The organism is Flavobacterium fontis (genome assembly GCF_900129405.1).
GTDB lineage: Bacteria > Bacteroidota > Bacteroidia > Flavobacteriales > Flavobacteriaceae > Flavobacterium > Flavobacterium fontis.
In genome coordinates this window covers 274,339-300,147 of sequence record NZ_FQVQ01000001.1, presented here as the reverse complement: position 1 = coordinate 300,147, position 25,809 = coordinate 274,339, and the positions used below count along the sequence as shown (strand labels likewise).

Annotated in this window: 18 protein-coding genes; 11 read left to right on the top strand and 7 right to left on the bottom strand. The window is 41.3% G+C overall.

Going from position 1 to position 25,809, the window contains the following annotated elements:
* Positions 1-39: 39 nt before the first annotated feature.
* From atpD to BUC17_RS01330, 6 genes are all read right to left on the bottom strand, one after another.
* Complete coding sequence (atpD, locus tag BUC17_RS01355; protein WP_073360699.1) at positions 40-1,551, bottom strand: F0F1 ATP synthase subunit beta; 1,512 nt, start codon at positions 1,549-1,551, stop codon at positions 40-42.
* 220 nt (positions 1,552-1,771) lie between these two features.
* A complete protein-coding gene (locus BUC17_RS01350; RefSeq protein WP_073360695.1) occupies positions 1,772-3,325 on the bottom strand; it encodes an SGNH/GDSL hydrolase family protein in 1,554 nt (517 codons plus the stop codon).
* A gap of 23 nt (positions 3,326-3,348) precedes the next feature.
* Positions 3,349-6,201, bottom strand: a complete 2,853-nt coding sequence (locus tag BUC17_RS01345) for a TonB-dependent receptor (protein WP_073360693.1) — start codon at positions 6,199-6,201, stop codon at positions 3,349-3,351.
* Between the two features lie 256 nt (positions 6,202-6,457).
* Entirely contained in the window at positions 6,458-8,305 is a 1,848-nt protein-coding gene (gene glmS, locus BUC17_RS01340; RefSeq protein WP_073360691.1) for a glutamine--fructose-6-phosphate transaminase (isomerizing), read from the bottom strand.
* Positions 8,306-8,317: 12 nt separating this feature from the next.
* Entirely contained in the window at positions 8,318-10,015 is a 1,698-nt protein-coding gene (locus BUC17_RS01335) for a BamH family beta-barrel-assembly machinery protein (RefSeq protein ID WP_073360690.1), read from the bottom strand.
* A gap of 8 nt (positions 10,016-10,023) precedes the next feature.
* Positions 10,024-10,827: a glycogen/starch synthase gene (locus BUC17_RS01330; protein ID WP_073360689.1), complete on the bottom strand. Its 804-nt coding sequence runs from the start codon at positions 10,825-10,827 to the stop codon at positions 10,024-10,026.
* A 120-nt stretch (positions 10,828-10,947) separates the two neighbouring features.
* On the opposite strand from BUC17_RS01330, the gene panC reads away from it, so the two are divergent.
* From panC to BUC17_RS01275, 11 genes are all read left to right on the top strand, one after another.
* Positions 10,948-11,796, top strand: coding sequence for a pantoate--beta-alanine ligase (gene panC, locus BUC17_RS01325; RefSeq protein ID WP_073360688.1), 849 nt, complete (start codon positions 10,948-10,950; stop codon positions 11,794-11,796).
* 14 nt (positions 11,797-11,810) lie between these two features.
* Positions 11,811-12,161: an aspartate 1-decarboxylase gene (panD, locus tag BUC17_RS01320; protein ID WP_073360687.1), complete on the top strand. Its 351-nt coding sequence runs from the start codon at positions 11,811-11,813 to the stop codon at positions 12,159-12,161.
* 5 nt (positions 12,162-12,166) lie between these two features.
* Positions 12,167-13,129, top strand: coding sequence for a lysylphosphatidylglycerol synthase transmembrane domain-containing protein (locus BUC17_RS01315; RefSeq protein ID WP_073360686.1), 963 nt, complete (start codon positions 12,167-12,169; stop codon positions 13,127-13,129).
* A gap of 46 nt (positions 13,130-13,175) precedes the next feature.
* Entirely contained in the window at positions 13,176-14,330 is a 1,155-nt protein-coding gene (locus BUC17_RS01310; RefSeq protein WP_073360675.1) for an alpha/beta hydrolase, read from the top strand.
* Between the two features lie 15 nt (positions 14,331-14,345).
* Positions 14,346-15,704, top strand: coding sequence for a DNA repair protein RadA (gene radA, locus BUC17_RS01305; RefSeq protein WP_073360673.1), 1,359 nt, complete (start codon positions 14,346-14,348; stop codon positions 15,702-15,704).
* Complete coding sequence (locus tag BUC17_RS01300) at positions 15,701-17,665, top strand: transglycosylase domain-containing protein (RefSeq protein WP_234977667.1); 1,965 nt, start codon at positions 15,701-15,703, stop codon at positions 17,663-17,665. The genes radA and BUC17_RS01300 overlap by 4 nt, the downstream gene beginning before the upstream one ends.
* 52 nt (positions 17,666-17,717) lie before the next feature.
* Entirely contained in the window at positions 17,718-18,176 is a 459-nt protein-coding gene (locus tag BUC17_RS01295) for a hypothetical protein (RefSeq protein ID WP_073360670.1), read from the top strand.
* A gap of 52 nt (positions 18,177-18,228) precedes the next feature.
* Entirely contained in the window at positions 18,229-18,759 is a 531-nt protein-coding gene (locus tag BUC17_RS01290) for a hypothetical protein (RefSeq protein WP_073360667.1), read from the top strand.
* Positions 18,760-18,761: 2 nt separating this feature from the next.
* Complete coding sequence (locus BUC17_RS01285; RefSeq protein ID WP_073360665.1) at positions 18,762-20,588, top strand: DUF4139 domain-containing protein; 1,827 nt, start codon at positions 18,762-18,764, stop codon at positions 20,586-20,588.
* A 19-nt stretch (positions 20,589-20,607) separates the two neighbouring features.
* Positions 20,608-22,299: a DUF4139 domain-containing protein gene (locus BUC17_RS01280; protein WP_234977666.1), complete on the top strand. Its 1,692-nt coding sequence runs from the start codon at positions 20,608-20,610 to the stop codon at positions 22,297-22,299.
* A gap of 113 nt (positions 22,300-22,412) precedes the next feature.
* Positions 22,413-23,807 carry a PQQ-dependent sugar dehydrogenase gene (locus BUC17_RS01275; protein ID WP_073360664.1) on the top strand — a complete coding sequence of 465 codons (1,395 nt, stop codon included), beginning with the start codon at positions 22,413-22,415 and terminating at the stop codon, positions 23,805-23,807.
* A gap of 49 nt (positions 23,808-23,856) precedes the next feature.
* Here BUC17_RS01275 and BUC17_RS01270 read toward each other — a convergent pair whose 3' ends face one another.
* A complete protein-coding gene (locus BUC17_RS01270) occupies positions 23,857-25,653 on the bottom strand; it encodes a GNAT family N-acyltransferase (protein WP_073360663.1) in 1,797 nt (598 codons plus the stop codon).
* Between the last annotated feature and the right edge of the window lie 156 nt (positions 25,654-25,809).

Here is a 25,809-nt window from a genome sequence, read left to right as displayed (position 1 = left end):
TGCAGTACTGTTAACTGCGACTGTACACTGGCTACTCAATTATGCTTCTGCTAACATTTTTTGACCCGCTTCGATCACATCCTCAATCGTTCCTTTCAAGTTGAAAGCTGCTTCAGGTAAGTGGTCTAATTCACCGTCAATAATCATGTTGAATCCTTTTATGGTATCTTTAATATCTACCAATACGCCTGGGATACCTGTAAATTGTTCCGCCACGTGGAAGGGTTGAGACAAGAAACGTTGTACACGACGAGCACGAGATACGGCTAATTTATCTTCTTCAGACAACTCTTCCATACCTAAGATGGCGATGATGTCTTGTAATTGTTTGTATTTCTGAAGAATTTCTTTCACGCGTTGTGCACAGTTGTAGTGCTCATCTCCTAAAATAAGAGGTGTTAAGATACGTGAAGTAGAATCTAGAGGGTCTACCGCAGGATAGATACCTAACTCGGCAATTTTACGAGACAATACCGTAGTTGCATCCAAGTGGGCAAACGTTGTTGCTGGCGCTGGATCCGTTAAGTCATCCGCAGGTACATAAACCGCTTGAACTGAAGTAATCGAACCTTTTTTGGTAGAAGTAATACGCTCTTGCATAGCCCCCATCTCTGTGGCTAAGGTAGGTTGGTAACCTACTGCAGAAGGCATACGTCCTAATAACGCAGATACCTCAGAACCCGCTTGTGTAAAACGGAAGATGTTATCGACGAAGAACAATACGTCTTTCCCTTGATCAGAACCGGCACCATCACGGAAATACTCAGCGATAGAAAGACCGGACAATGCTACACGAGCACGTGCTCCTGGAGGTTCGTTCATCTGACCGAAAACGAATGTCGCTTTGGATTCGCGCATTCCTGCTTTATCTACTTTAGACAAATCCCATCCTCCATTTTCCATAGAGTGCATGAAATCGTCACCATATTTTATAATTCCTGACTCCAACATCTCACGTAACAAGTCGTTTCCTTCACGGGTACGTTCTCCTACCCCAGCGAATACAGAAAGACCACCGTGACCTTTAGCGATGTTGTTGATTAATTCTTGGATCAATACCGTTTTACCTACACCGGCACCACCGAACAAACCGATTTTCCCTCCTTTTGCATAAGGCTCAATCAAGTCGATAACTTTAATTCCAGTGAACAACACTTCAGTTGACGTAGAAAGTTCGTCAAATTTTGGCGCTGCTTTGTGAATAGGCATCCCATTTGCACCTTCTTTGGGTAAATCTCCCAAACCATCGATGGCATCGCCAACTACATTAAACAAACGACCATAAATATCAGAACCAATAGGCATTTGAATCGGTGCTCCCGTAGCTTGAACTGTAGTTCCACGGCTCAATCCATCTGTAGAATCCATAGAGATGGTACGTACGGAATCTTCTCCGATATGTGACTGAACCTCAAGGATTAACTTGGAGCCGTCTTGTTTTACAATTTCTAAAGAATCATAAATTTTAGGTAACTCATGTTCTTTTGTGTTGAACACCACGTCAACAACCGGACCGATGATCTGTGAAACTTTTCCTATTGCGTTTGACATTGCTTATGTATTTATTTAATAGCGAATTAGATTTGAAAAAACGTCGGTTTTTTTTCGAGTGCAAAGATAGGTTTTACAAATAGAAAATCAATACAAAAAACCGATTTTTTTAACCCTTTTTTGATTTTTTCGAAGTGCATTGCCCCAACCATCATGAATTCTATAGAAAACAAAAAACCACCGGGAATACCGATGGTTTTGATGTATTAGGGTGTTGCGACTATAAACTCGCTGGGAACAAAATGCGGAAATCACCGAGGTTATACCCTTTGAAATTAGAGCCGTACGTCGTGTTAATTGCTTTTAAAAATTCGTTGGCAATTAAACCGTATCCTCTTGGGCTTGGATGTACTCCATCTAACGAGAATCCTCCTCCTGTCACATACGTTGAACGAACTGTAAAGCCGTCACGAGAAATTCCTGTTGTTGCTACTTGGTTCAGAAGTGTATTGGCATCTACAAAGGCTAACCCTTTGGAAGAAGCAATAGCTGCAATAGAATTGTTGAAGGCTGTTGTAGCCGTTTTTACTTCAGCCGCTTCAGCCGCTGTCAACGTAGTATTATCTTGCATTGGGAAAGAAACCCCAACCGTGTTGAACGGCGCTGGAGCACTAGTGGTAGTTGTACCAATTACCCCACGTGCCGATAACAAAATATAATCACGAGAACCCGCTGTATTTCGAGCATGACGCGCTCTTCCATATAATCCTCCTACAAAAGTTGCTGTAGTTGGCCCAAGAACTGGAGTCAGTGCATTGGTAATTGCTGCTGACAAATCGACGAGAGTTTCATCTTGAATTAACAACGGATTGTTTTCTACGGTAGCTGCATTTCCATCATCAGCCACTAACGTTTGAAAACGGTTAGGTTGACCGATAGCGGTAGTAATTTGGTTCACTGCTCCAAACAATAAATTCAATTGACCAGCATTAGCCGCTGGCAATCCTGGTATTGGATTAGTGGGAACCGTAGTGAAAAAAGGAACTGCGGTAACATCTGGAATGTTAGCCACTACGCCTTTCGCCCCGTTGGTTGTAAGACCATCTACTAAGGTGGTATAGACACTAGCAAATACATTAGGGTCGGTAATATCGTTGCTTCCATACGTAGCTGGGTTTGTATTTCCAGCTTGATTCACTCCCGAACCTCCTGAAGTGGCGTAGGCAAGCACATCATTGTTTCCTATCCAAAGTGAGAAAAATGTGGGACTTTGCGCCACGGCATCTGCCAAAACATTGGAGGTTGGACTACTTGCAAACCGCACATAATACGGATTGGCTTGACCCGTAAGTACGCCTGCTGCATTCCCATACCCGTTGGCTAACAGGTGGAAACTTTTGGCTCCGGGAATCCCCATATTATTGAAAGGACCTGTTAACACATTGGTCACCTCCGTAGAAGGTACTCCTGACACATTTACTGGAGCTGTTCCGTTGAAGAACAAACGTGTTCCTTGAATTGGGGTTCCACCTAATAAAAGTCCCCCCACATTATCATTCATATAAGGCACCTTAAATTCTCCTCCACCAACTAAAGCAAATTTTTGCGCCATCAAGTTGGGGTAAGAACCTTTTTGTCCTTCAATAAACAAGGCATTATCAGAAAATCCTGCTGTAAGTGAGTTTCCTAAAGCGACAAACTTTGAAAAATTAGCCGTTCCCGCTGTTAATGGAAGTCCATCAGATGAATTGGCATCGGCTACTGGATCATCGTCGCTACTACATGCTGTAAAGGTAAGTGCTACCAAAAACAACCATTTATAATTCTTTATCATGAGATCGAATGTTTTAATTTAAATTAAGGATTGATGGTTAAAGAAGCAAAATATTGACTTCCGATAAATCCGGCTCCTAATACTTGTTGGTATTCGTTACCTAAGATATTAGTAGCTCCGATTTTTAGAACCGATTTCAACTTTGGTATGTTGTAGTTGATTTGCGCATCAAATACAGTTGCTTCATCAATCCACCCGTCTACGAAAGTTGATTCCCAACGGTACCCGGTATTCCAACGGCCGCTGATGCTGAATCCAAAGTTTTTAAACAAATTATCATTGCTGATGCTCGCTTTAACACGGTGTTTAGGGGTGTTAAAACCTGCTTCAAATCCAGGGTCTTGATCTTGATCATAATCAAATTCCGCAAAGTTGTAGTTGGCACTAAACTCGAAGTTTTTAGGCAAACGATAGTTGAATCCAGCCCCAAAACCAAGTGAACGAACTTCAACACCTGTATTTGTATACAATTGGAAAACACGTGTATTTCCTGTTGCCAAAGCATCAATTGACTGAGCTCCTGTATCGGTAGGACCCGCTAATGGGTTGGGAGCATCTTGAGCCACCCCGTATAGTGGAGTTACTACGTTTACGTTTCCAATAAAGTCGTTGTAGATATTATAGTATCCCGTAATGTCATACGATAAATTTTTAATTTGACCACGGTATCCTAATTCAAAAGCTTTCACTGTTTCTGGTTGTACCAAACTTACATTCGCTCTACGCAACAAAGCAGAAGCTGCCACAGGATCGGTTCCCGCTAAAGCTGCAAATTGCGCCGCTGATGCAGCAGTGTACGAATTGAAATAAGCATTGTTACCGTTAATGGTTGTAGAAGTACCACCCACGATGGCTTGCCCTGAAGCAGAAGTAATCGGTAAGGTTTCAGTATAACGGTCTAAGTTATCGGGAGCAGAACCTAATAACACCGCACTTCCTACGTTAAACCCGATATATTGGTCTTGCGTGGTTGGGTTACGGAAACCGGTTTGGAATGAAGCACGGAAATTGTGGTTACGTTGCTCACCTGCCGAGTATACCAACGATAAACGTGGTGAATAATCTCCATCAAAATTTTGTGACTTATCATAACGAATAGACCCGGTAAACTTCAAACGATCATCCATGAATTTCTTTTGGATTTGCGTATAAATTCCGTATTCACGGTATAAGATATCTGTACCTTTATCGGTGTAAATACGACCCAAAGAGTTCAACTCATACATACGGAAAGATCCCCCGACTTGAATTTCTGCAAACTTAACCAGGTCTTTGAAGTTGTAATTCGCATCGGAGTGATACAATTTAGAGTCATCTACCAATCGTGATCCTGTAAGTACATTTGGATCTGCAATAACGCGGTTGAATGCAGCTTGGAATTCAGGTGTGCCTGGAATCAAACGCCCTGTATCCGCTACCCCGCGAGCCGCAGCATGTGCTTGTGCAGGTGTCGCTCCCGCCAATGTAGACTGAACGTACGCTCCAGCGTATTGACCAAACCACTGTGCATCGGATTTCCACTGGCGGTTTACGTTTAATCCCGTAAACAACATGTCGTAAGAGTTTCCACCGTCTTCAGTAGTGAAATATCCACGAACGAAATAGTTTTTCCCTTTAAATTCTAATTTGTGTTGTTGCATGAAGAAACCGTTCAAATAATAACGGTTCGCTCCTTGGTATACCGTATTTCCAAAGCCAAATTTACTTTGCCAAATGATTTCATTATCATCACCCCAAGGTTTGAAATGTAACGAGAAGTCAACTTTAGCATTTTTGACTTTGTTATCGGTCAAATCAACTTCGTTGTATCCTGTACGGCTTACATTATAATTCGGTAAGATTTGTTGGAAAACCGAAAACTGCGCGGGTGTAATTGCGCCTGCATTCAAAAGTCCTGTAGCCACACCACGTAAATTAGTTGAAGCCTCATCACCATAAACATTGATCCCGTTGTAGTTGTGGAAAGAACGATCTAAACCTACATTGTTAACTAAATCTATGTCGCGGTAATCTGTGGCAAACCAATCGGTTCCTGTCATAAATGAAAAGTTGGCTTTCGCTGCAAAATTCTTGTTGAACGCATGCGCCACACGCACACCATAGTCGGCATATTCATTAGTTCCTGCAGCACGCTGACTGGTTTGACCATACTTCACATACGCGGAAACCCCTTGACTTGTAAAAGGACTCTTACTAGTCATGAATAAAATACCGTTGAACGCGTTAGCTCCATACAATGCAGAAGAAGCCCCAGGTAGTAATTCCACGCTTTGCACATCAATTTCAGATATACCAATTAAGTTCCCCAATACGAAGTTCAACAACGGAGAAGAGTTGTCCATTCCATCGACCAACTGCATGAAACGTGTATTGGCCACCGTAGCAAATCCACGGGTGTTTATTGACTTAAACGACATACTACTCGTATTCATGTGCACCTCTTTAAGGTTTTCTAAACCATCATAAAAAGTAGGTGACGCCGAACGCTTGATGTCTTTCACCGTCATACGCTCGATTGTTACAGGAGATTCCCGAATGCGCTCAGGTGTTCTAGACGCTGAAATTACAATTTCATCCAATCGTGTATCCTCATTTTGCAACACAGCATCCACTTTTTGGGAAGCAGACGTTACTTGAACCTTTTGCGTGGCAAAACCAATGCTAGAGATTTCAAGGGTAAAAGGAGGTTTTTTGGACGTTTTCAAGGTAAACTTACCGTCAGCATCTGTTACAGCCGCGGCAGACTCTCCCGCTACTTTAACATTTGCCCCAGGTATGGGTTCGTTTTTACTGTCTTTTACCGAACCTGTAATGGTTGTTTGTGCAAAAGTCACCGCACAGAACAACAGCGTTACAAAAAGATGATAAATCCTCATTTGATTATATTTTGTTGGTTTAAGTAGCCAAAATACGAATAATTTTGATATTATAAATTATGCGCGCATAATTTTTCATTAACTTCAATTTATTGGGATATTTTAACACAAAGTCGTTAAACAATTTTAATTTTTACCAGCCTTAAACGAGCAATGTATGAAGAATCTACAACGTTTTCTTTGATTTATCATGAATACAAAAAAAGCAGGACCTAAATCCTGCTTTTATAAAAAGTATTGTTTTGTAGCAAATTAATTACTCCACAGTCACCGATTTCGCCAAATTACGAGGTTGATCGACATTGCAACCGCGTAAAACAGCGATATGATAGGATAATAACTGCAAAGGAATGGTCGTAATTAAGGGTGATAAAGCATCTGATGTTTCTGGAATTTCAATCACGTGATCGGCCAATTCTTTTACCTGAACATCCCCTTTAGTTACAATAGCAATAATTTTACCGCTTCGGGATTTAATTTCTTGAATGTTACTTACAATTTTGTCATAATGCCCTTGCTTTGGTGCAATAACCACCACAGGCATTTTTTCATCAATCAAAGCGATGGGGCCGTGCTTCATTTCGGCGGCAGGATACCCTTCGGCATGGATGTATGAAATCTCTTTTAACTTGAGTGCCCCTTCCAAAGCTACTGGGAAATTATACCCACGACCTAAATACAAACAGTTAGAAGCATCTTTATAGATTTCAGCGATCTCTTTTGAAATCGTATTCGAATGTAACGCTTCGGCTACTTTTTCGGGAATCAACTCCAACTCTTGCAAATAACGGAAGTAATCGGAATTAGAAAGTGTTCCTTTTGCTTTCGCCAAACGCAACGCAATCATGGTAAGTACAGTGATTTGTGTGGTAAAAGCTTTCGTGGAAGCCACCCCGATTTCAGGTCCCGCATGCGTATAAGCACCGCCATTTGTCTCACGAGAAATAGAGGAACCAACAACATTACAAACCCCAAACACAAATGCTCCTTTTTCTTTAGCCAATTTAATGGCGGCCAAGGTGTCAGCCGTTTCTCCTGATTGTGAAATAGCAATTACGACATCTTTGGGTGTAATGATTGGATTGCGATAGCGGAATTCGGATGCATATTCGACTTCCACAGGAATTCGCGCAAATTCTTCGATAATATATTCTGCAACCAATCCCGCATGCCAAGAAGTTCCACAGGCAATAATCAAAATGCGATCGGCATTCAAAAATTTCTCTAAATTATCTTCCACCCCAGCCATTTGAATCAAACCGGTTGAAGCGTGAAGACGTCCACGGTAGGTATCTTTAATCACATTGGGCTGCTCGTAAATTTCTTTTAGCATAAAGTGATCGTAACCTCCTTTTTCAATTTGCTCCAAATTCATTTGCAACTCTTGAACATAAGGGTCTACCAACGAATCATCTTTAATTTTGCGAATTTTCAACGGCTTATGTAAACGTACAATCGCCATTTCTTCATCCTCAAGATAGATGGCATTGGACGTATATTCGATAAATGGCGAAGCATCAGACGCGATAAAATACTCGCTTTCACCCACTCCAATAGCCAATGGACTTCCCAAACGGGCAACCACAATTTCGTCGGGTTTATTTTTATCAAAAACGCAAATGGCATAGGCTCCAACCACTTGGTTTAAGGCGACTTGCACAGCTTTCCCTAATTTTAGTCCATCTTTTTTCTGAACATCTTCAATCAAATTGACCAAAACTTCAGTATCTGTATCCGAGGTAAAAGTGTAGCCTCGTTTGATAAGCTCTTTTTTTAAAGGCTCATAGTTTTCGATAATTCCATTGTGGATAATAGCCAAATTGCCCGAGTTGGACAAATGGGGGTGTGAGTTGACGTCATTAGGCACTCCATGGGTTGCCCAACGGGTATGGCCCATTCCAATGGTTCCGTTGGTCGTAATTTCCTGTTGGGAACGCGCTTCCAAGTCGGAAACTTTTCCTTTGGTCTTACTAATTTTTAAATCCGTACCATCATACAGCATCACACCGGCACTATCGTACCCTCTGTATTCTAGACGCTTTAAGCCTTTTATTACAATAGGATACGCTTCGCGATGTCCAATGTAGCCTACAATTCCACACATAACTTTGTTTGTTTAATCGGGTTTGGTATAATATACTTGTAAACGAATTCTTTTATTTTCGGGCACATTGGGGTGACCTCCATACAGTATAGTTCCTAATGGATTGACCACAGCCATGGCCGGGATGTATTTATTAATGCGATTGGCAAAAGAAAATGGGGTGCGTAAAAAAGCCCGATTTACATTATTAATGTTCTCGGTTACTACCAATCCAAGCCGCACGTTGGTCGAATCGTTGTAAATAAGATTTTGAATATGACGGGTCAGACGAATCTTGTAAAATTCACCGCGCCCATCACTGTCTTTGGAAATAATCCCACCATGAATAAACTTGTTGTTTTTGACGGAACTACTCGTGGATAAATCGGCAGAATAATCAACCAAAGGACGGTTGTTGTTTAAATCATACAACAATATGCGGTTGGGCTCGGGGGCTTTTTTTCCATTGATATCCGAGGGGAGTTGCATTTGATCTTTATCGATGTGAAAGACAAGATTTGCTTCATTGACCAACCATTTTTTACCATCGGCAGGATTGCGCAATCGATCAAGCTCATCGGAAATTCCATTAGGTGTATTTACTTGATTGCCGTTTGCATCAAAACCAATATTGTCGGTAGGATTGAATAAATTAAGTACCGCCATCGATCCTTGTCCGCCTTTCAAATAGAGGCGTTGATCCCCATTAACCACATCGGGTGTTGAAATAGGGTTGACATAATCGGTTTCAAAAAAGTTGATGGTACGTGGGCCAAAATTGAGCACCATCTTTTTACGAACTTTTTCAGTACCCGTACTGGAGGAAAAATCTTTGTATAAAATCGTAATTGTTCCTCTCGAAAAATTCAAACGTGCCATGGCCCCTTGATTTTCAAAACCAGCGGCAGCCTCGGCTTTAAACAATAACCCTCTGAAGTAATTTCGGAAGGTGTTGTTATTCAAAAGAACTCCTGAGGGGGCATTGATAATTTTATTCTCAAAAAAAGTTTTGTTCAAATTTAAATACATTCCAGGCGCCAATCGTTCTTTGACCGTACCACTTGGACGTAAAATTTTGACCTCATCATCCCGGAAAACAAATTGGTCGTTTTGACTAAAATCAGTGGTTGCTGGGGTGTCAATATTGGTGTTATCGGTATTGATTCGCTGACCTCCATTGGCCAAATTCCCTTCAAACTCTGCCAACTGATCGGAATAATAATATTGCGGTTGTTGCAACCCTGAAGACGGATCAAAATCTTGGATAGCATAACCCGATTCGTAAACACTCAGCTTGATCTTTGGCAAGGCTGTTCCTACTTGATGAGCCGGTAAAATGGAATCCAATCGATAAATTGGGTCGCCTGAAGTTTCATCAACATCCGTCAAGGTTGCAAAGTAAGGCACATGCATGTAGACGGAGTCAATCGTAATGTCATTGGCATAAAAAATGGGGTTATTCGCTGCTAATTCCAACTGAGTCACAATACTCGCTTTGGTTTTTCCAAAAACAGGATTATTGTAATACCCTAAGGAATTTATAGCCATATCATTAGCCTGCACGGCTCCTGTGTTTTGGTTGTAGGCCATCACATCAAAATAGGTTTGATCCAATCCATAATGATCTTCTCCTACTAAATCAATTCCTACATTGGTAAAATCTTTATCACAAGAAACCAAAGTCACTAAAGATACTACACCTAAGAATCGTAAAAATCTTGAAAAATTCATATACTTTATTATAACATTTGCTTGTAAAAAGAAGTATAGGCTTCAGCAAACGCTTCTTTTGGGGTGAAAGGTAAAAAAGGTTTTCCGGATGATGCTATAATTTTTGTTAAACCTCCATCCAAATCTTCCGAGCCCACAATAACGGCATCCGAATGCGCAATGGCTACCTCCATCCAATTCTGATAATTGGGTTCTGCAAGCGGCGCCAACGATGCTGCAGGTACGCCATCAAACTTAATTTTCTCTATCGCTTCTTTATCCAATAAGCCTTCGAAACCTGAATTGTAGACTGAGGTAACAATTTTGGTATCTGAAAACAAAGCCTCATGCTTGTAAAAATGCTTCATATACACTGGTAACATCGAAGCCAACCAACCGTGAACATGAATAATATCGGGGACCCAATTCAGTTTTTTGACGGTTTCTACAACCCCTTTGGCAAAAAATATAGCCCGCTCATCGTTATCAGGATACAAAACACCCTCTTCATCCGTAAACGTTGATTTCCGTTTAAAATATTCATCATTATCAATAAAATAAACCTGAATACGCTCTTTGGGAATCGAAGCTACCTTTATAATCAAAGGCATATCTACATCATTCACCACTAAATTCATCCCCGAAAGACGAATCACTTCATGCAACTGATGTCTTCGTTCATTGATATTCCCGTATCGAGGCATAAATATTCGTATTTGTCCGCCTTGATCGTTAATCATTTTGGGTACGTCATACGACATTAACGAAACCTCATTTTCAGCTAAATAAGGCACCACTTCAGACGACACATATAATATCCTCTTGTCTTCCATAGGTTGATTCTTGATTGGTTTTGGTTTTACTGTTGTTTAAAAAACAGGCAAAATTACAAAAAAATATGGTGTTTTACACGAAACCTACTAAGTTTGTACCGCAAATTTGAAAACAAATTCATGTTGGTTTTTGACAAAAAAGACGCGCTTTCGCATCATTTAGAATCCCTTAGGCAACCGAAAACCTCGGTGGGTTTTGTGCCAACGATGGGCGCGTTACACCAAGGCCATCTTTCGTTATTGGCACAATCGGTGGTTGAAAACGACATCACGGTGATTAGTATTTTTGTCAATCCGACGCAATTTAATAATCCGGAAGATCTAGAAAAATACCCGCGCACTTTGGAAAGCGACATACAAAAAGTAAGGACTATTTCTGAGAAAATTCTAATTTATGCCCCTTCCGTTGCGGATATTTATGAAGGAAAAACCGAATCAAAGTCCTACTCGTTTGAAGGCTTAGAACACCAAATGGAGGGAAAATTTAGACCCGGCCATTTTGATGGAGTAGGCACTGTGGTGAAAAAACTTTTTGAAATTGTAAACCCAACGAGAGCTTATTTTGGAGAAAAAGATTTTCAACAACTCCAAATCGTCAAAAAACTAGTTGCCAAGGAGCAACTTCCCGTAATTATTGTGGGTTGCCCTGTATACCGAGAGGCCAATGGGCTCGCCATGAGTTCGCGCAATGAACGTTTGAGTCCACAAGAGCGTCAAGAAGCCGCGCTAATTTATGCCACCTTACAAAAAACGGCGAATCAATTTGCCCAACAATCCATTGCAAAAACACGACAAATGGTGGCTGAAACCTTTGCCAACCACCCGCTTTTTCAATTGGAATACTTTGAAATTGCCGAAGAGAATACCTTAAAACCTGCTGTGAAAAAACAAAAAAACAGAAAATATCGCGCCTTTATTGCGGTTTTTGCAAACAATGTGCGACTCATTGATACCATTTCATTAAATTAATTTACCTTTGCCCCATGCAAATTCAAGTAGTTAAATCCAAGATTCACCGTGTAAAAGTAACCGGTGCCGATTTGAATTACATCGGTAGTATCACCATCGACGAAGCGTTGATGGAAGCCTCCAACATTATTGAAGGTGAAAAAGTATCCATTGTAAACATCAACAATGGCGAGCGCTTTGAAACTTACGTAATTAAAGGAGCGCGGCAATCGGGTGAAATCACCTTAAACGGTCCCGCAGCACGGAAAGTTCAACCGGGCGATATCATCATCATTATTGCGTATGCCACCCTCGAATTTGAGGCGGCTAAATCCTTCACCCCTTGGTTAGTGTTCCCCGATGAAACGACCAACTTGTTGAAATAAATTTCGTGAACAAGCAAGTCAAAAATGTATTGTTACTCGTTCTTCCATTACTTCTCGGTTGTGGACTAATTTATTATCAATACCAATCGCTCACTCCTGAAGCCCTTCAAAATATAAAAACCAGCTTGTTGAAAGCGGATTATTTCTACGTGGCACTCTCGCTTTTGGTAGCCACCTTAGGGCATTGGTTGCGCGCCTACCGCTGGAAATATGCTTTGAATCACTTGGGCTACTATCCAAAAACACAAAACAACTTTTTGACCGTTTGTGTCTCGTATTTGGTCAATTTGACCATTCCACGATCGGGAGAGGTAACGCGTGCCGTATTGCTTAAAAAATACGAGGACGTTCCCTTTGACAAGGCTTTTGGCACCATCGTTGCCGAACGGATTGTGGACTTAGCCCTATTCTTTCTCTTTGTCATCATTGGATTTGCGCTACAATTTGACACCTTATACGGCTTTTTACAAACCAAAAACATTGGCCTTCAATCTATCGTTTACCTCAGCATCGGTTTTTTGGCACTTATGGTGCTTTTTATTTTTATTTGGATTTATGCTGAATGGCCTATTATTCAAAAGCTTAAACTTAAATTTTCAGGACTTACCGAAGGCTTGTTGAGCGTCTATAAAATGGAAAAAAAATGGCACTACATAGGGCATTCTTTTCTGATTTGGGGATGCTATCTGGTCATGTTTTACATTCCCATTTTTGCCCTAAAAGAAACGCATCAAATAGGTTTTGACGTAATCATTATGGGCTTTATTTTTGGTAGTTTAGCCATCGGATTTACCAACGGAGGTATCGGGGCTTATCCCTTTTCAATTGCCTTAATCTTCGGATTGTATGGCATCCCAAACGAAACTGCCACTGCATTTGGTTGGTTGGTTTGGACTTCTCAAACGCTTCTTACCCTATTTTTAGGTTTGTTATCCTATCTTTTATTACCCCTATTAAATCGAAAATAATTCCTATATTGGTGGTCGCTTACTGCAACCTAACCCAATATAAAACATGAAAAAAACAATCCTGCTTTTAGTACTTGCCCTGAGTCTAAACGGATTTGGACAGGTCATTAAAGACAGTATTTTTTCCAATCGCTTGGACAAATACCGCTACCTTTCCATTTCATTACCTCCCTCCTACGGAAAAGACGCAAAACGTGCCTATCCCCTTCTCTTGGCTTTGGATGGAGATTATTTGTTTGACCCTATACAAGGAACGCTAAAATACGCTTATTACTGGGATGACTTGCCTGAAGTTATTTTAGTCGGATTAAACCATACCACCGATACCGAACGTGATGAAGAGTGTAAAGTCGATGAAACGACGGGACTTCCAGAAGGCATTGGGGAATCGTTTTTTGAATTTATTGGCGGTGAACTCCTTCCGTATTTGCAAAAAAACTTGCGTATCGCCCCGTTCAAAATTGTCGCTGGACACGATGTTACCGCTGGGTTTATGAATTTTTATTTATACAAAGACAATCCCGTTTTTAATGCGTACATATCGCTAAGCCCCGTGATGCCTTTGGACATGGAAACGCGAATTCCCGAGCGTATGGCGACATTTCAAACCAATATGTTTTATTATGTTGCCTCCGCGGATGGCGATATCAAATCGATAAAAGATAAAGTAGTTGCCTTGGACACCCAAATGAAAGCGGCCAACTTAGCCAAAGTAAACTACCGATATGATGAATTCAAAGGGTGTTCCCATTATTCTTTGGTTCCCTTTGCTATTCCCAGTGCTTTGTACCAGTTTTTTTCGGTATACCAACCCATTTCATCCAATGAATTTCAAGAAAAAATTGTGGTCCTTCAATCGGGTTATGTCGAATACTTGAAAAACAAGTACGATATGGTTGAAAAAGCCTTGGGCATGAAAATGAATATTCGTCTCAATGATTTCAAAGCTATCGAAGCAGCCATTATCAAAAACAAAGCCTTTAACGAATTTGAACAACTCGCCCAATTATCCCGAAAAGCGTATCCAAAATCCATGTTGGCCGATTACCACATGGCGCGTTTTTATGAAAATAATGGCGACTTAAAAATGGCGTTGAAACATTATCAAAATGCTTTCCAATTGCAAGAAATTGGCGACTTAACCAAGGAAATGATGATGGATAAAATGGAAGAACTCAAACCTCAAGTCAAGAAAAAATAACCTCTTTTACCCCAAATGGCGAAACTAAAAACAACTTTTTTCTGTCAAAATTGTGGCGCTCAATATGCCAAATGGCAAGGCCAATGCAATGCTTGCAAAGAATGGAATACCATTGTAGAAGAAATCATTCAAAAAGAAGAAAAAGTTGCCTGGAAAGGTACTGTTGAAGTCAAAAAAGCGCCAAAACCTTTAAAGATTAGAGAAATTGATTCCGCGCAAGAAATTCGTTTGAACACCGGTGACGGCGAACTCAATCGGGTCTTGGGAGGCGGTATCGTTCCAGGTTCGGTGATTTTATTGGGCGGCGAACCGGGCATCGGAAAAAGTACGCTTTTATTGCAACTTTCACTGATGCTCCCTTACAAAACGCTTTATGTGTCGGGAGAGGAGAGTCAGAAGCAAATAAAAATGCGTGCCGAGCGCATCAACCCGAATAACGAAAGTTGTTTTGTACTTACGGAAACCAAAACGCAAAATATTTTTCGTCAAATTCAGGAAGTCGATCCCGAAATCCTGATTATTGATTCGATCCAAACACTCCATACCGACTACATCGAATCCACCGCAGGAAGCATTTCACAAATTCGAGAATGCACCGCTGAGTTGATCAAATTTGCCAAAGAAACTAATGTTCCCGTCATTTTAATTGGCCACATTACCAAAGACGGAAATATCGCTGGCCCGAAGATTCTTGAGCATATGGTAGATACGGTATTGCAATTTGAAGGCGACCGGAATCATGTGTACCGCATTTTACGCGCCTTAAAAAACCGCTTTGGGTCGACGGCCGAATTGGGCATTTATGAAATGCAAGGTTCGGGACTACGTGAAGTGACCAACCCGTCTGAAATATTGATTTCCCACCGCGAAGAAGAACTCTCCGGCACGGCCATTGCTTCAACACTGGAAGGGATGCGCCCGTTGATGATTGAAATTCAAGCCCTGGTTTCCACCGCTGTTTATGGAACACCGCAACGCAGTACTACCGGGTATAATGCCAAACGATTAAACATGATTTTGGCGGTTTTAGAAAAACGAGCTGGATTCCGTTTGGGGACCAAAGATGTGTTTTTAAACGTCACAGGAGGTATTTCGGTAGACGATCCTGCCATTGATTTGGCGGTGGTAGGTGCCATTCTCTCTTCCAACGAGGACATTGCTGTGGGGAAAGAAGTTTGTTTTGCGGGAGAAGTGGGGTTATCGGGAGAAATTCGTCCCGTGAACCGTATTGAACAACGCATTCAAGAAGCTGAAAAGTTAGGTTTTACCACTATTTTTGTGTCCAAATACAACAAAGTAACCTTACCGAATCTCAAAATACGCGTCGTTTTGGTCTCCAAAATTGAAGAAGTTGTTAGTGAATTATTTGGATGAAACGATTGAACTTTTCTCGTAAAAAAATCAAAACCATTGGATACTGGATCTTGGGACTCTTGGTCGTGGGTATCGGTATGGGGTTTGCCTTTCGTCAATCTATTTTAGAACAAATTATCGCCAAAGCGGTTGTAAAAATGAAATCCGAGTACCAATGCGAATTGGTCGTAAAAAATCCGCATTTTGAGGGACTCGAACACATTGCCATCGACGGCATGAGTCTCACCCCGCATCAGGCCGACACCCTGGTGCAAATGGGACCTGTTCGAACAGGATTTAACTTCTGGAAATTACTCACAGGAACGCTACAAATTACCGATTTAGAAATCAACGGCGGATATGTACAATGGGTAAAAACCAAAAACGGTTCCAATTTTGACGCCTTTCTTCAAAAAAAAGAAAAAGAAGACACCTTTACAACCGTAGATTATGCCGAGCTCGCCAATCGGTTGACCGCTCGATTTCTCAACTTGATTCCAACGCAAATGAACATCAAAGGATTTGCGTTAAAAATCAACGACCTGGGCCATAAAGTGCAACTCGATTTTACCCAATTCATGTTGCAACAACAGCAACTCACGACAGCAATACGACTAACCGAAGGCGAAATACATCAGCAATGGCAACTCTCGGGTTTTGCCGATCCACGCAACCGAAAAGCCGATTTGATTTTTAAAAACAAAAAGAACGACACGCTAATTTTACCTTATTTGCAACATAAATTTCATTTGAAAACCGCCTTCCAATCCGCGCGCTTTCATTTGGATAATATGGGAATGGACAGCGGCGATTTTCACACCGACGGATTTGCTTCTATTCAGCAATTGGTGCTCAATCATCCCAAAATTGCCTCCAAAGATGTTGAAATTGCACAAGCTCGTGTCGATTTTCATTGGATTATTGGGGAACGCAGCATTGCCTTGGATTCAAGTTCGCTTCTCACCTTAGGCAAGTTACAATGCCGCCCCTATCTTTTTTATGAAAAAGAAGACGGGAAAACCTATGCGCTAAAACTACAAATCCCGAAAACCAAAGCACAAGATTTTATCGATGCCTTACCCAAAGGCTTGTTTTCGCATTTTGAAGGCATGACAGCAACGGGAAATTTCAAGTATCAATTGGATTTTAGCTACCATGATAAAAATCCGAATGCCCTTGTTTTTGAAAGCAAGCTGCAACCCGAAAAGTTACAAATCACCCACTATGGCGCGGCCGATTTGGGAAAAATAAACAGCGAATTCGTATATAGGGCTATTGAAAAAGGGATTCCGCAACGCCCAATTCTCATTGGAAGCAGCAATCCATTGTACACCCCCCTTACTGAGATTTCCCCTTTCCTGCAAAAATGCGTATTGACCAGTGAAGACCCGTCGTTTATGCGGCACCGTGGATTTATCAACGAAGCGTTTAAACAATCGATTGCCAAAAATATTCGCACCAAGAAATTTGCACGTGGGGCAAGTACCATTAGCATGCAATTGGTGAAAAATGTGTTCCTCACGCGAGAGAAAACGCTTTCACGTAAATTGGAAGAAATTCTTTTGGTGTATATTTTAGAAAACCAACGCATCGCCACGAAAGAACGGATGCTGGAAGTCTATTTCAACATCATTGAGTGGGGCCCTGATGTATATGGCATTGGCGAAGCCGCGCAGTATTATTTTCAAAAAAAACCGTCAGAATTGACGTTTAAAGAATGCTTGTTTTTGGCGACCATTATTCCCAAGCCCAAAGGATTTATGTATCGCTTTGATGGGACACAACAACCCAAAACGTTTGCCCAACAACAATTTGATTTTCTCACTCGATTAATGTTGCGCCGTCAACTGATAACCCCAAACGACACGCTAGGCTACGGTCAACCGCTTAAAATTACAGGTCCCGCCAGAGAACGCCTTCAATCCAAAATACGTGATACGGTGGTTCTCGACAGTCTACGGTTGGATGAATTTGAATTCTAAACTATACGATTCCAAGTTCGTTTGCGTTATGAGTATACTAAACTACTTCACGATGAAAACAACTTTTGGACTCCTCACGTTTTTGCTTTTAATCACTGCCGCTTGCCAACAACATACGGGGGCGCGGGAAATGATTGATTTTCCTGAAAGCCGTCAATGGGCGCAAAATGACCCTAAAAAGATAACCCTAACCCTCAAAGAAGGCGGAACGTACCGTGCATTTGTGGAAGGAAGTATCGTTTATGGGTCACAATTTCCAAGTTTGCCTATAACCTGGGAACTTACGGGAACCCCCCAGAGTGAAAATGGCACCCTTTCGCTCGCGCTAAAAAATGAGAAAGGGGAAGAATTGGGCGATTGTACTGGGGATGTTTGCGATGTGAAGCAAACCTTGTTTACAGGAAAAAAAATGGAAGCCGGCACGTATACCTTTACCCTAAAAAACACGTTTGAATTTCCGTATTTTCCCAATATAATTGCACTTGGAATTTCGTTGGAAAAAGAAAAATAACAACATTCCAACCTTTTACTTCAATGGCTCCTCTTTGTAAAAAAGCCATTGTATGAAAAAACTAGTTTTCCTTCCGTTGTGTCTTATCCTTTGGAGTTTTACCCAAAGCGATACTCCTTTGGAGAAATACTTAACCCGTATTACCGATCCTGATATCATCAAACGGGATTTGGCGACAATTGCGGTATGGAACTCCAATCCCAAAAAAGAGAAGGACGAAAAAATTACACCCCAAAGCCAATGGGAACTGCTTTATTACTATCATTCCGGTTGGCACGAACACAGTCCCAACCACCGAATAAATATTTCAGAGGTTTATGTAGGCACACCCGGCAACACTCTAGTGGGGCAAACCCTTTTGGATTTCACAAAATCACCCCATCAAGCGGCGCTAATTTACAGTGACAATCCGCTCATGGTCAACTTACTTTCAGAAGCACGCGGCGCCCCTTATAATGGCAAATGGGTGGTGTTTTCCTTACGCGATAATCGTATCTGTTTACGCTATGTACATAGTTATCCGAACGGTAATCAATCGAGTTGGTACCACCGAAAAGAATATTATTTCCAGTTAAAAAATTAGCCATGAAAACCCTACTACTCCTTATTTTTTGTTCCTATTCATTATGGGCACAGCGTCCCGTTTTTGCGCAAGCCGAACTACAATCAGCTACTGTTTACTTCGCGGGCGCCGAACTTCATCATAAAACAACCGTAACGTTGCCTGAAGGAACTATCGAATTGGTGATTTCAAACATAGCCAACGAATTAGATGAGTCTTCTTTACGCATTAGTGCTCCGAAGTCGGTAACTGTTTTAGCCACTCAATTTACGCAACACTACGCCACCGAATTTGACCCCGAATACGAACGTCCCGAACTCGCCAAAGTCCACGACAGCATTCGCTTTTTCCAATCCAAACTCCAATCCATAATCATTCAAAAAGGAGCTGTAGAAAAAACAATTGCCTTGTTGAACGCTAACACTAAGCTGAGTGGTGACAATATGGGGATTGTGACCCAACAATTGGCAAATTATTCGTTGTATTATCAATCCAAACTCTACGAACTGTCTTGGGATGCCTATATTTTGGGTGAAAAGCAAATCAAGTACCAAAAGCAATTGGATTTTTGGAACCAGCAATTAACCCCCAAACCCAATTCATCCGTTAAATCGAAAGGACAGTTGGTGTTGTATCTCAACACGACACAAGCGGGAACGTATCCGATTCAAATATCCTACACGACAAACTTAGCAGGTTGGGAACCTACGTACGACCTCAAAGCGACTTCTCTCACCCAACCTTTGGCATTGACGATGAAAAGTCAGTTGTGGCAAACCACAGGCATTGATTGGAACAAAATCAAACTTACCCTCTCCAACGGGAATCCGGCTACCCAACATGAAGCGCCGTTACAACAAGCGTGGACGTTGGTTTACCGCAATCCGTATGGAAAGAAAGAAAAAATTACGATGCAACCGAATGCCAATTTGACACAAACTTTACAAGGACAACTAGCCGGTGTGAATATCACAGGGGCAACTGGAAATCCTGGTGCAAAAAGTGCAGTGATAATTCGGGGAGCAAGTACCATTAGTGGAAACACGGATCCTTTGTACATCATCGATGGAAAGCCAACCAGTGCAGAAGATTTCAGGAGTCTTCCGCCTCAAGCTGTAAAAAGTGTGGAAATGTTAAAAGATGCAAGTGCAGTAGCAATTTATGGCAATCGAGGTACTAACGGAGTAATTATTATCACTACCAAACAAAACGTTTCCGATTATACCGAAGTAGTAGAACGGGAACTCAACGTTTCGTTTGACATTGATTTGCCGTATGCTATTTTATCCAATGGAAAGAAACACGGTATCGAAATCAAAAATCTTGAGATTCCGGCCAACTACCAATTTTATTCCGTACCAAAAATGAATAAGGATGTGTTTTTAATGGCGGAGATCACTGATTTCGGAAAATATAATCTGCTGCCAGGAACCACCCAATTGTATTTTGACGATACTGTTGTGGGGACTACCCAACTCAATCCGAATGAAACCCAAGATTCGTTGCGTGTGTGTTTGGGTCGGGATAAAAAAATCAACGTGCTACGCGAAAAAGTGAAAGCAAAATCAGCGACTAAGTTCTTGTCGTCTCAAAAAGAACAGCAATTTACGTATGAAATCACCCTTCGAAACAACAAAAAGGAAGCGGTTACGGTTGACCTTCGCGATCAATATCCGTTGAGCAATGATTCCAGTATTTTGATCGAACTCACCAACGACGGAAAAGCTTCAGTCAACACAGATAAAGGCTTTTTACGGTGGAATATCGCATTGCAACCCAACGAAACCAAAAAGGTGCGGTTTAGCTATACCGTTCGTTACGATAAAAACAAATCGATTGGAAAATTATAATTTCAAAACAATAGAAATCATGAAACCGACGTTAATACCCTTAACCAACCGAAAACCAAACATGAAAAATATTCTTTGGCTGTTGCTCCTTCCTGTGAGTATCTTGGCCCAAAAACCCTTGTTTACCACCGCCAAAACACAAGGTGCCACGGTATACTTTAACGGCGCAGAACTGCAGCATTCCGCCCAACTCAATTTGCCTGTTGGGAATAGCGAAATCGTAATAAAAAATGTAGCCGATTACATCAACGAGAATACGTTGCAAATCAAAGCTCCGAAGTCGGTAACCGTAATGTCGGTGCAGTTTACTAAAAATTACATCTCCGAATACGAAATTGACGAAAGCAATCCCGCGATTAAAAAAGTGCGCGACAGTATTGAAATCGTTAAGAAAGAAATTAAGAAAGTCCAAATTCAAATCTACACCCACCAACAAACCATCGGACTCCTCGACAACAACCAACAAGTGGGCGGCGCCAATTCGGGTTTGAATACCGCCGAGTTGATGAAAATGGTGGAGTATTATAAAGCGAAACGCATCGAACTCGACAACCAAATTGAAGTCTTCAAAGAAAAAGAAACCAAGTGGAATAAGACCTTGGCCAACTTAAATGCGCGTTTGCAATTGAATACCGCCAAGGAAGAAAAAATGTCGAAAGGGAAATTGGTGGTACAAGTCCTAAACGAAATCGCGGGTACTGTCACCTTGAATTTTTCGTACATCACCAACAGTGCGGGTTGGAAACCCATGTATGACTTACGTGCCAACAGCATTAAAGACCCCATTCAATTGCTGTACAAAGCCCAAGTTTGGCAATCGACCGGCATCGATTGGAAAAAAATCAAAATGAGTTTGTCGAGCGGCAACCCCAACCAAAGTAACGAAGCTCCGTTGCAACAAGCGTGGTTTTTGAGGTATCAGGAATCTGGAAGTGGATCTGGAGCAGGCGTAGGGTTTTTTTCAAATATACCTCAAAGTAATATGTATACTCGTGCTAAAAAAAATGAGGAATTGAAAAAGAATTTTGAAAACGATACAACTAATTTCCGAAATGGAGATCAAGATGGTACAATCGACGATTATACCCAAATCTCCGAATCCCAACTGAATGTAACCTTCGACATTGACATTCCGTATGATGTGTTGTCCAATGGAAAAATGCACAGTGTATCATTAAAAGAAATCCAGATTCCGGCCACTTACAAATTCTACAGTGCGCCACGATTGGAGAAAGAAGCGTATTTGCTGGCTAAAATTGACAACTACGGCCAGTACAATTTGTTACCAGGCGAGGCCAATATAGTTTTTGAAGAAATGAATGTGGGCAAAACCTTCATCAATCCGGAGCAAACGGGAGACACTTTGAGTTTGAGCATGGGTCGGGATAAAAAGATTTCCATCAAACGCGAGAAAGTGGTCGATAAATCGGGTACCAAGTTTTTGTCTTCCTACAAAGAGCAAACATTTACGTATGACATCACCATACGCAATAATAAAAAAGAAGAAATTAATCTGACTTTAAAAGACCAGCACCCGTTGAGTTCGGATAAAGACATTACCATAGAATTACTGGAAGACGGCAAAGCATCGGTCAACCCAGAAACAGGTTTCATGACTTGGGATCTCAAATTGGCGCCCAACGAATCCAAAAAAATACGGATCAGTTATAAGGTGCGCTATCCCAAAGACAAAATCATCGACAATTTATAAGCCTAACCTAAACACACATTTTTATGCCAAGAATCCCGGGGAAACTCGGGATTTTTTATTGACAATCAAACCCTTATCATTTTTTTGTATCTTTCGACAAATTAAAGTACGCAATGAAAAAAATACTATTTTCACTACTGATGGGCTGGGGATGCATCACCTCAGCACAGACTATTGCCTTACAAACCGTGGTCACGGGACTTAGTAATGCTGTTGAAATTACCCATTGTGGCGATTCACGCTTGTTTATTGTTCAAAAAGGCGGATTGATTCGTATTGTTCAAAATAATGCCGTGTTAGCGACGCCTTTCTTGAATGTTTCCTCGCTTACTGTGAGCAGTGGGGAACAAGGGTTGTTGGGCTTAGCATTTCATCCGAATTACGCGACCAACGGTCAATTTTTTATCAACTACACAAACACCGTTGGCGATACAGTTATTGCTCGATATACTGTGAGCAGCACCGACCCTAATGTGGCCAATCCAACAGGAACGATACTAATGACCATTGATCAACCCTTTTCCAACCACAATGGCGGTACGTTAAAATTTGGTCCTGATGGCTACTTATACATCGGTATGGGTGATGGCGGTAGTGGTGGCGATCCGCAAAATTTTGCACAAAATCTTCAAGTGAACCTCACCGCGCCTTCGCGAGTATATTTAGGTAAAATGTTGCGCTTGGATGTCAATACCACAGCGGGTTCTTTGAATTATGGGTATCCTCCGACGAATCCTTTTGTGAATGAAAATGGAAAACAAGAAATATGGGCGTTGGGATTACGCAATCCGTGGAAGTTCTCTTTTAATCGATTGAACGGCGATTTATGGATTGCCGATGTGGGTCAAAATGAAGTAGAAGAAATCAATCGTATTCCCTCGCCGCTTCCCAATACGGGATTAAATTTTGGATGGAAATGTTTTGAAGGTTCCGTAGTATACAGTGCCTGCAGCAATACTGCGGGGATGATTGCGCCTTTTGCCGAGTATACCCACGCGGCTACAGGAGGCTGTTCGATTACTGGTGGCTTTGTGTATACGGGCACCTTATACCCCAATATGTTAAACAAGTACTATTTTGCCGACTATTGCCAAAACCGCATGGGGATTCTCAATATCACAACGGGGGCGATTACCTATACCCCCTATTTTAATGGGAACAACTTCTTTACTTCTTTTGGTGAAGATGTGAATGGCGAATTGTACATTACGGGAGGATCGTCGTTGTTCCGCATCATCGACACCTCATTGGGTTCACAGACATTTGCCGCTCTAGGGATCTCTGTGGCTCCCAATCCCTCTCGAGGAACGGTTGTCTTGAATAATCCCAAACATTATGCTTTGCAAACCTTGACGCTTTTGGATGTTTCTGGGAAAATTATACAAACGATTCAACCGGAGCAAAGCACGTTGCAAACCATCGACATGAGCCGTTTAACGCCTGGGCTCTATTTCTTGCAAATAGAAAAAGACGGCCTACGGTATACGGAGAAAATCATTCGCGAATAAAAATCAAAAAGCCCTTTAATGAAAGGGCTTTTTTTATTCTCTTTGAGGATTATCGCTCCCCCATTTTTCGTTCAAGTTCCGCTTGGAATTCCTCCATTACGGGTTTCACCGTACTTTCTGGTAAATCGGCGATGCGGATATACATCAACCCATCGACAGCGTTATTAAACAATGGGTCAACATTAAACGCAATCACGCGTGCATTTTGTTTAATATACTTTTTAATTAAAACGGGTAAACGCAGATTCCCCGGTTCGATTTCATCAATAATTTTATCAAATTTGTTCAAATCGGCTTCGGCTTCATTAAAAACAAAATCCTTGTCGGCATCTTTCAATTTTACCTTATACTCCATCTTGGGATGAATGTACTGCGCCACATACGGATCATAGTAATGCGACTTCATAAACTCAATCATCAACGACTTTGAGAATTCGGTAAACTGATTGCTGATACTGACACCGCCAATCAAATACTTGTGTTCGGGGTGACGCAAAGTGGTATGCACAATCCCTTTCCACAACAAAAATAACGGCATGGGTTTTTGTTGGTATTCTTTGATAATAAACGCGCGACCCATTTCGATGGATTGCGCCATCATGGGATACAATTCGGGTTCAAAGCGAAACAAATCGTTGAGGTAAAACCCATCGATACCGTATTGCGGAAAAATTTCACTTCCCAATCCCATACGATACGCTCCAGCTATGCGTTGGGTTTCTTCATCCCACAAGAACATATGCTGGTAGTACTTGTCAAATTTATCGAGGTCTAAGGATTCATTCGTGCCCTCTCCTACTTCCCGAAACGTAATTTCCCGAAGGCGACCAATTTCATGAAGAATATTGGGAATCTTATCGGCCGAGACCAAAAAGACTTCATAGTTTTTACTTTGCAGCAAGCGGTAATCGCCTTTGCGGACTTCAGCAATATCTTCGAGTATTTTATCGTGATTGGCAGGATGTGCAATCTGTTTGACGTTTTTGGAAGGCTTCAACGCATGCAAGGATTGAAACTTACTTTCGTCGTCAAAGGAATTGGCCAACATATAGGTTTTTCGCCGTAAAAATTCGGAGTATTCCTCTAAGCTTCCGTGTTCGTTTTGTTCGGCTACAGGAATAGGTTTTCCGATACGCACTTTAATCACTCGCCCTTTTTGCGTTAGCAGTTCCGAAGGCAATTTGGCCGTTCGCAAGGTGTCGCTAATTTTGGAAAGCAAATAGAAAAGCTTACTATTTTGAGCGTGAAAATAAATAGGAACAACAGGGACTTGGGCTTTTCGGATGACTTTAATCGCGCCTTCTTCCCATTCTTTATCAACCACTAATTTCCCGTCTTTGTAAGTTGAAACTTCACCTGCGGGGAACATTCCTAAAGGTTTGCCATCGCTTAAATGACGTAATGTTTCTTTAATTCCCACCACGCTCGACTTGGCATCTTTGTGATTCTCAAACGGATTAACCGGCATGATATACGGTTTCATCGGTTCGATACGGTGCAATAAAAAGTTGGCTATGATTTTGAAATTGGGTTCCCGCTCCAGCATCAGTTTCAACAACAATATCCCGTCAATTCCGCCTAATGGATGGTTGGAAATCGTAATATAAGCGCCGTCTTTGGGCAATCGCTTTAAATCTTCTTCGGGAATTTCGAATTTGATTTCAAACTCATCCAAAATCGCATTCAAAAAATCAAGTTCACTGAGATGTTTATTGCGATCGTAGATTTTATTCAGTGTAGAAATTTTCAAAACTTTCATCAACAACCATCCTGCAAATGTCCCCAATACTCCGTATTTGTCGGCATTAATTGCTTTGGCTACTTCTTTCGCTGTAACTAAACCCATGGAGTTGTTTTATTGTATCTGTTTTGTAAAAAAACAAAGATAACAATTCTTCGTAATCCCCATTTTAAAAAATCCCCTTTTCCCCAAAAAGGTTAAACATTTATTATAATTTTTCCACATCGCTCAAAGAGTTTCCTTGAATTACCTATTTTTGAA

Excerpts from the sequence above, each read along its gene's own strand:
- atpD (WP_073360699.1), bottom strand. The coding sequence starts at position 1,551 with ATGTCAAACGCAATAGGAAAAGTTTCACAGATCATCGGTCCGGTTGTT.
- BUC17_RS01330 (WP_073360689.1), bottom strand. The coding sequence starts at position 10,827 with ATGGAAGACAAGAGGATATTATATGTGTCGTCTGAAGTGGTGCCTTAT.
- glmS (WP_073360691.1), bottom strand. The coding sequence starts at position 8,305 with ATGTGTGGAATTGTAGGCTACATTGGACATCGCGAAGCGTATCCTATT.
- panC (WP_073360688.1), top strand. The coding sequence starts at position 10,948 with ATGTTGGTTTTTGACAAAAAAGACGCGCTTTCGCATCATTTAGAATCC.
- radA (WP_073360673.1), top strand. The coding sequence starts at position 14,346 with ATGGCGAAACTAAAAACAACTTTTTTCTGTCAAAATTGTGGCGCTCAA.
- BUC17_RS01350 (WP_073360695.1), bottom strand. The coding sequence starts at position 3,325 with ATGATAAAGAATTATAAATGGTTGTTTTTGGTAGCACTTACCTTTACA.
- BUC17_RS01300 (WP_234977667.1), top strand. The coding sequence starts at position 15,701 with ATGAAACGATTGAACTTTTCTCGTAAAAAAATCAAAACCATTGGATAC.
- BUC17_RS01270 (WP_073360663.1), bottom strand. The coding sequence starts at position 25,653 with ATGGGTTTAGTTACAGCGAAAGAAGTAGCCAAAGCAATTAATGCCGAC.
- BUC17_RS01295 (WP_073360670.1), top strand. The coding sequence starts at position 17,718 with ATGAAAACAACTTTTGGACTCCTCACGTTTTTGCTTTTAATCACTGCC.
- BUC17_RS01310 (WP_073360675.1), top strand. The coding sequence starts at position 13,176 with ATGAAAAAAACAATCCTGCTTTTAGTACTTGCCCTGAGTCTAAACGGA.
- BUC17_RS01280 (WP_234977666.1), top strand. The coding sequence starts at position 20,608 with ATGAAACCGACGTTAATACCCTTAACCAACCGAAAACCAAACATGAAA.
- BUC17_RS01275 (WP_073360664.1), top strand. The coding sequence starts at position 22,413 with ATGAAAAAAATACTATTTTCACTACTGATGGGCTGGGGATGCATCACC.
- panD (WP_073360687.1), top strand. The coding sequence starts at position 11,811 with ATGCAAATTCAAGTAGTTAAATCCAAGATTCACCGTGTAAAAGTAACC.
- BUC17_RS01285 (WP_073360665.1), top strand. The coding sequence starts at position 18,762 with ATGAAAACCCTACTACTCCTTATTTTTTGTTCCTATTCATTATGGGCA.
- BUC17_RS01290 (WP_073360667.1), top strand. The coding sequence starts at position 18,229 with ATGAAAAAACTAGTTTTCCTTCCGTTGTGTCTTATCCTTTGGAGTTTT.
- BUC17_RS01335 (WP_073360690.1), bottom strand. The coding sequence starts at position 10,015 with ATGAATTTTTCAAGATTTTTACGATTCTTAGGTGTAGTATCTTTAGTG.
- BUC17_RS01345 (WP_073360693.1), bottom strand. The coding sequence starts at position 6,201 with ATGAGGATTTATCATCTTTTTGTAACGCTGTTGTTCTGTGCGGTGACT.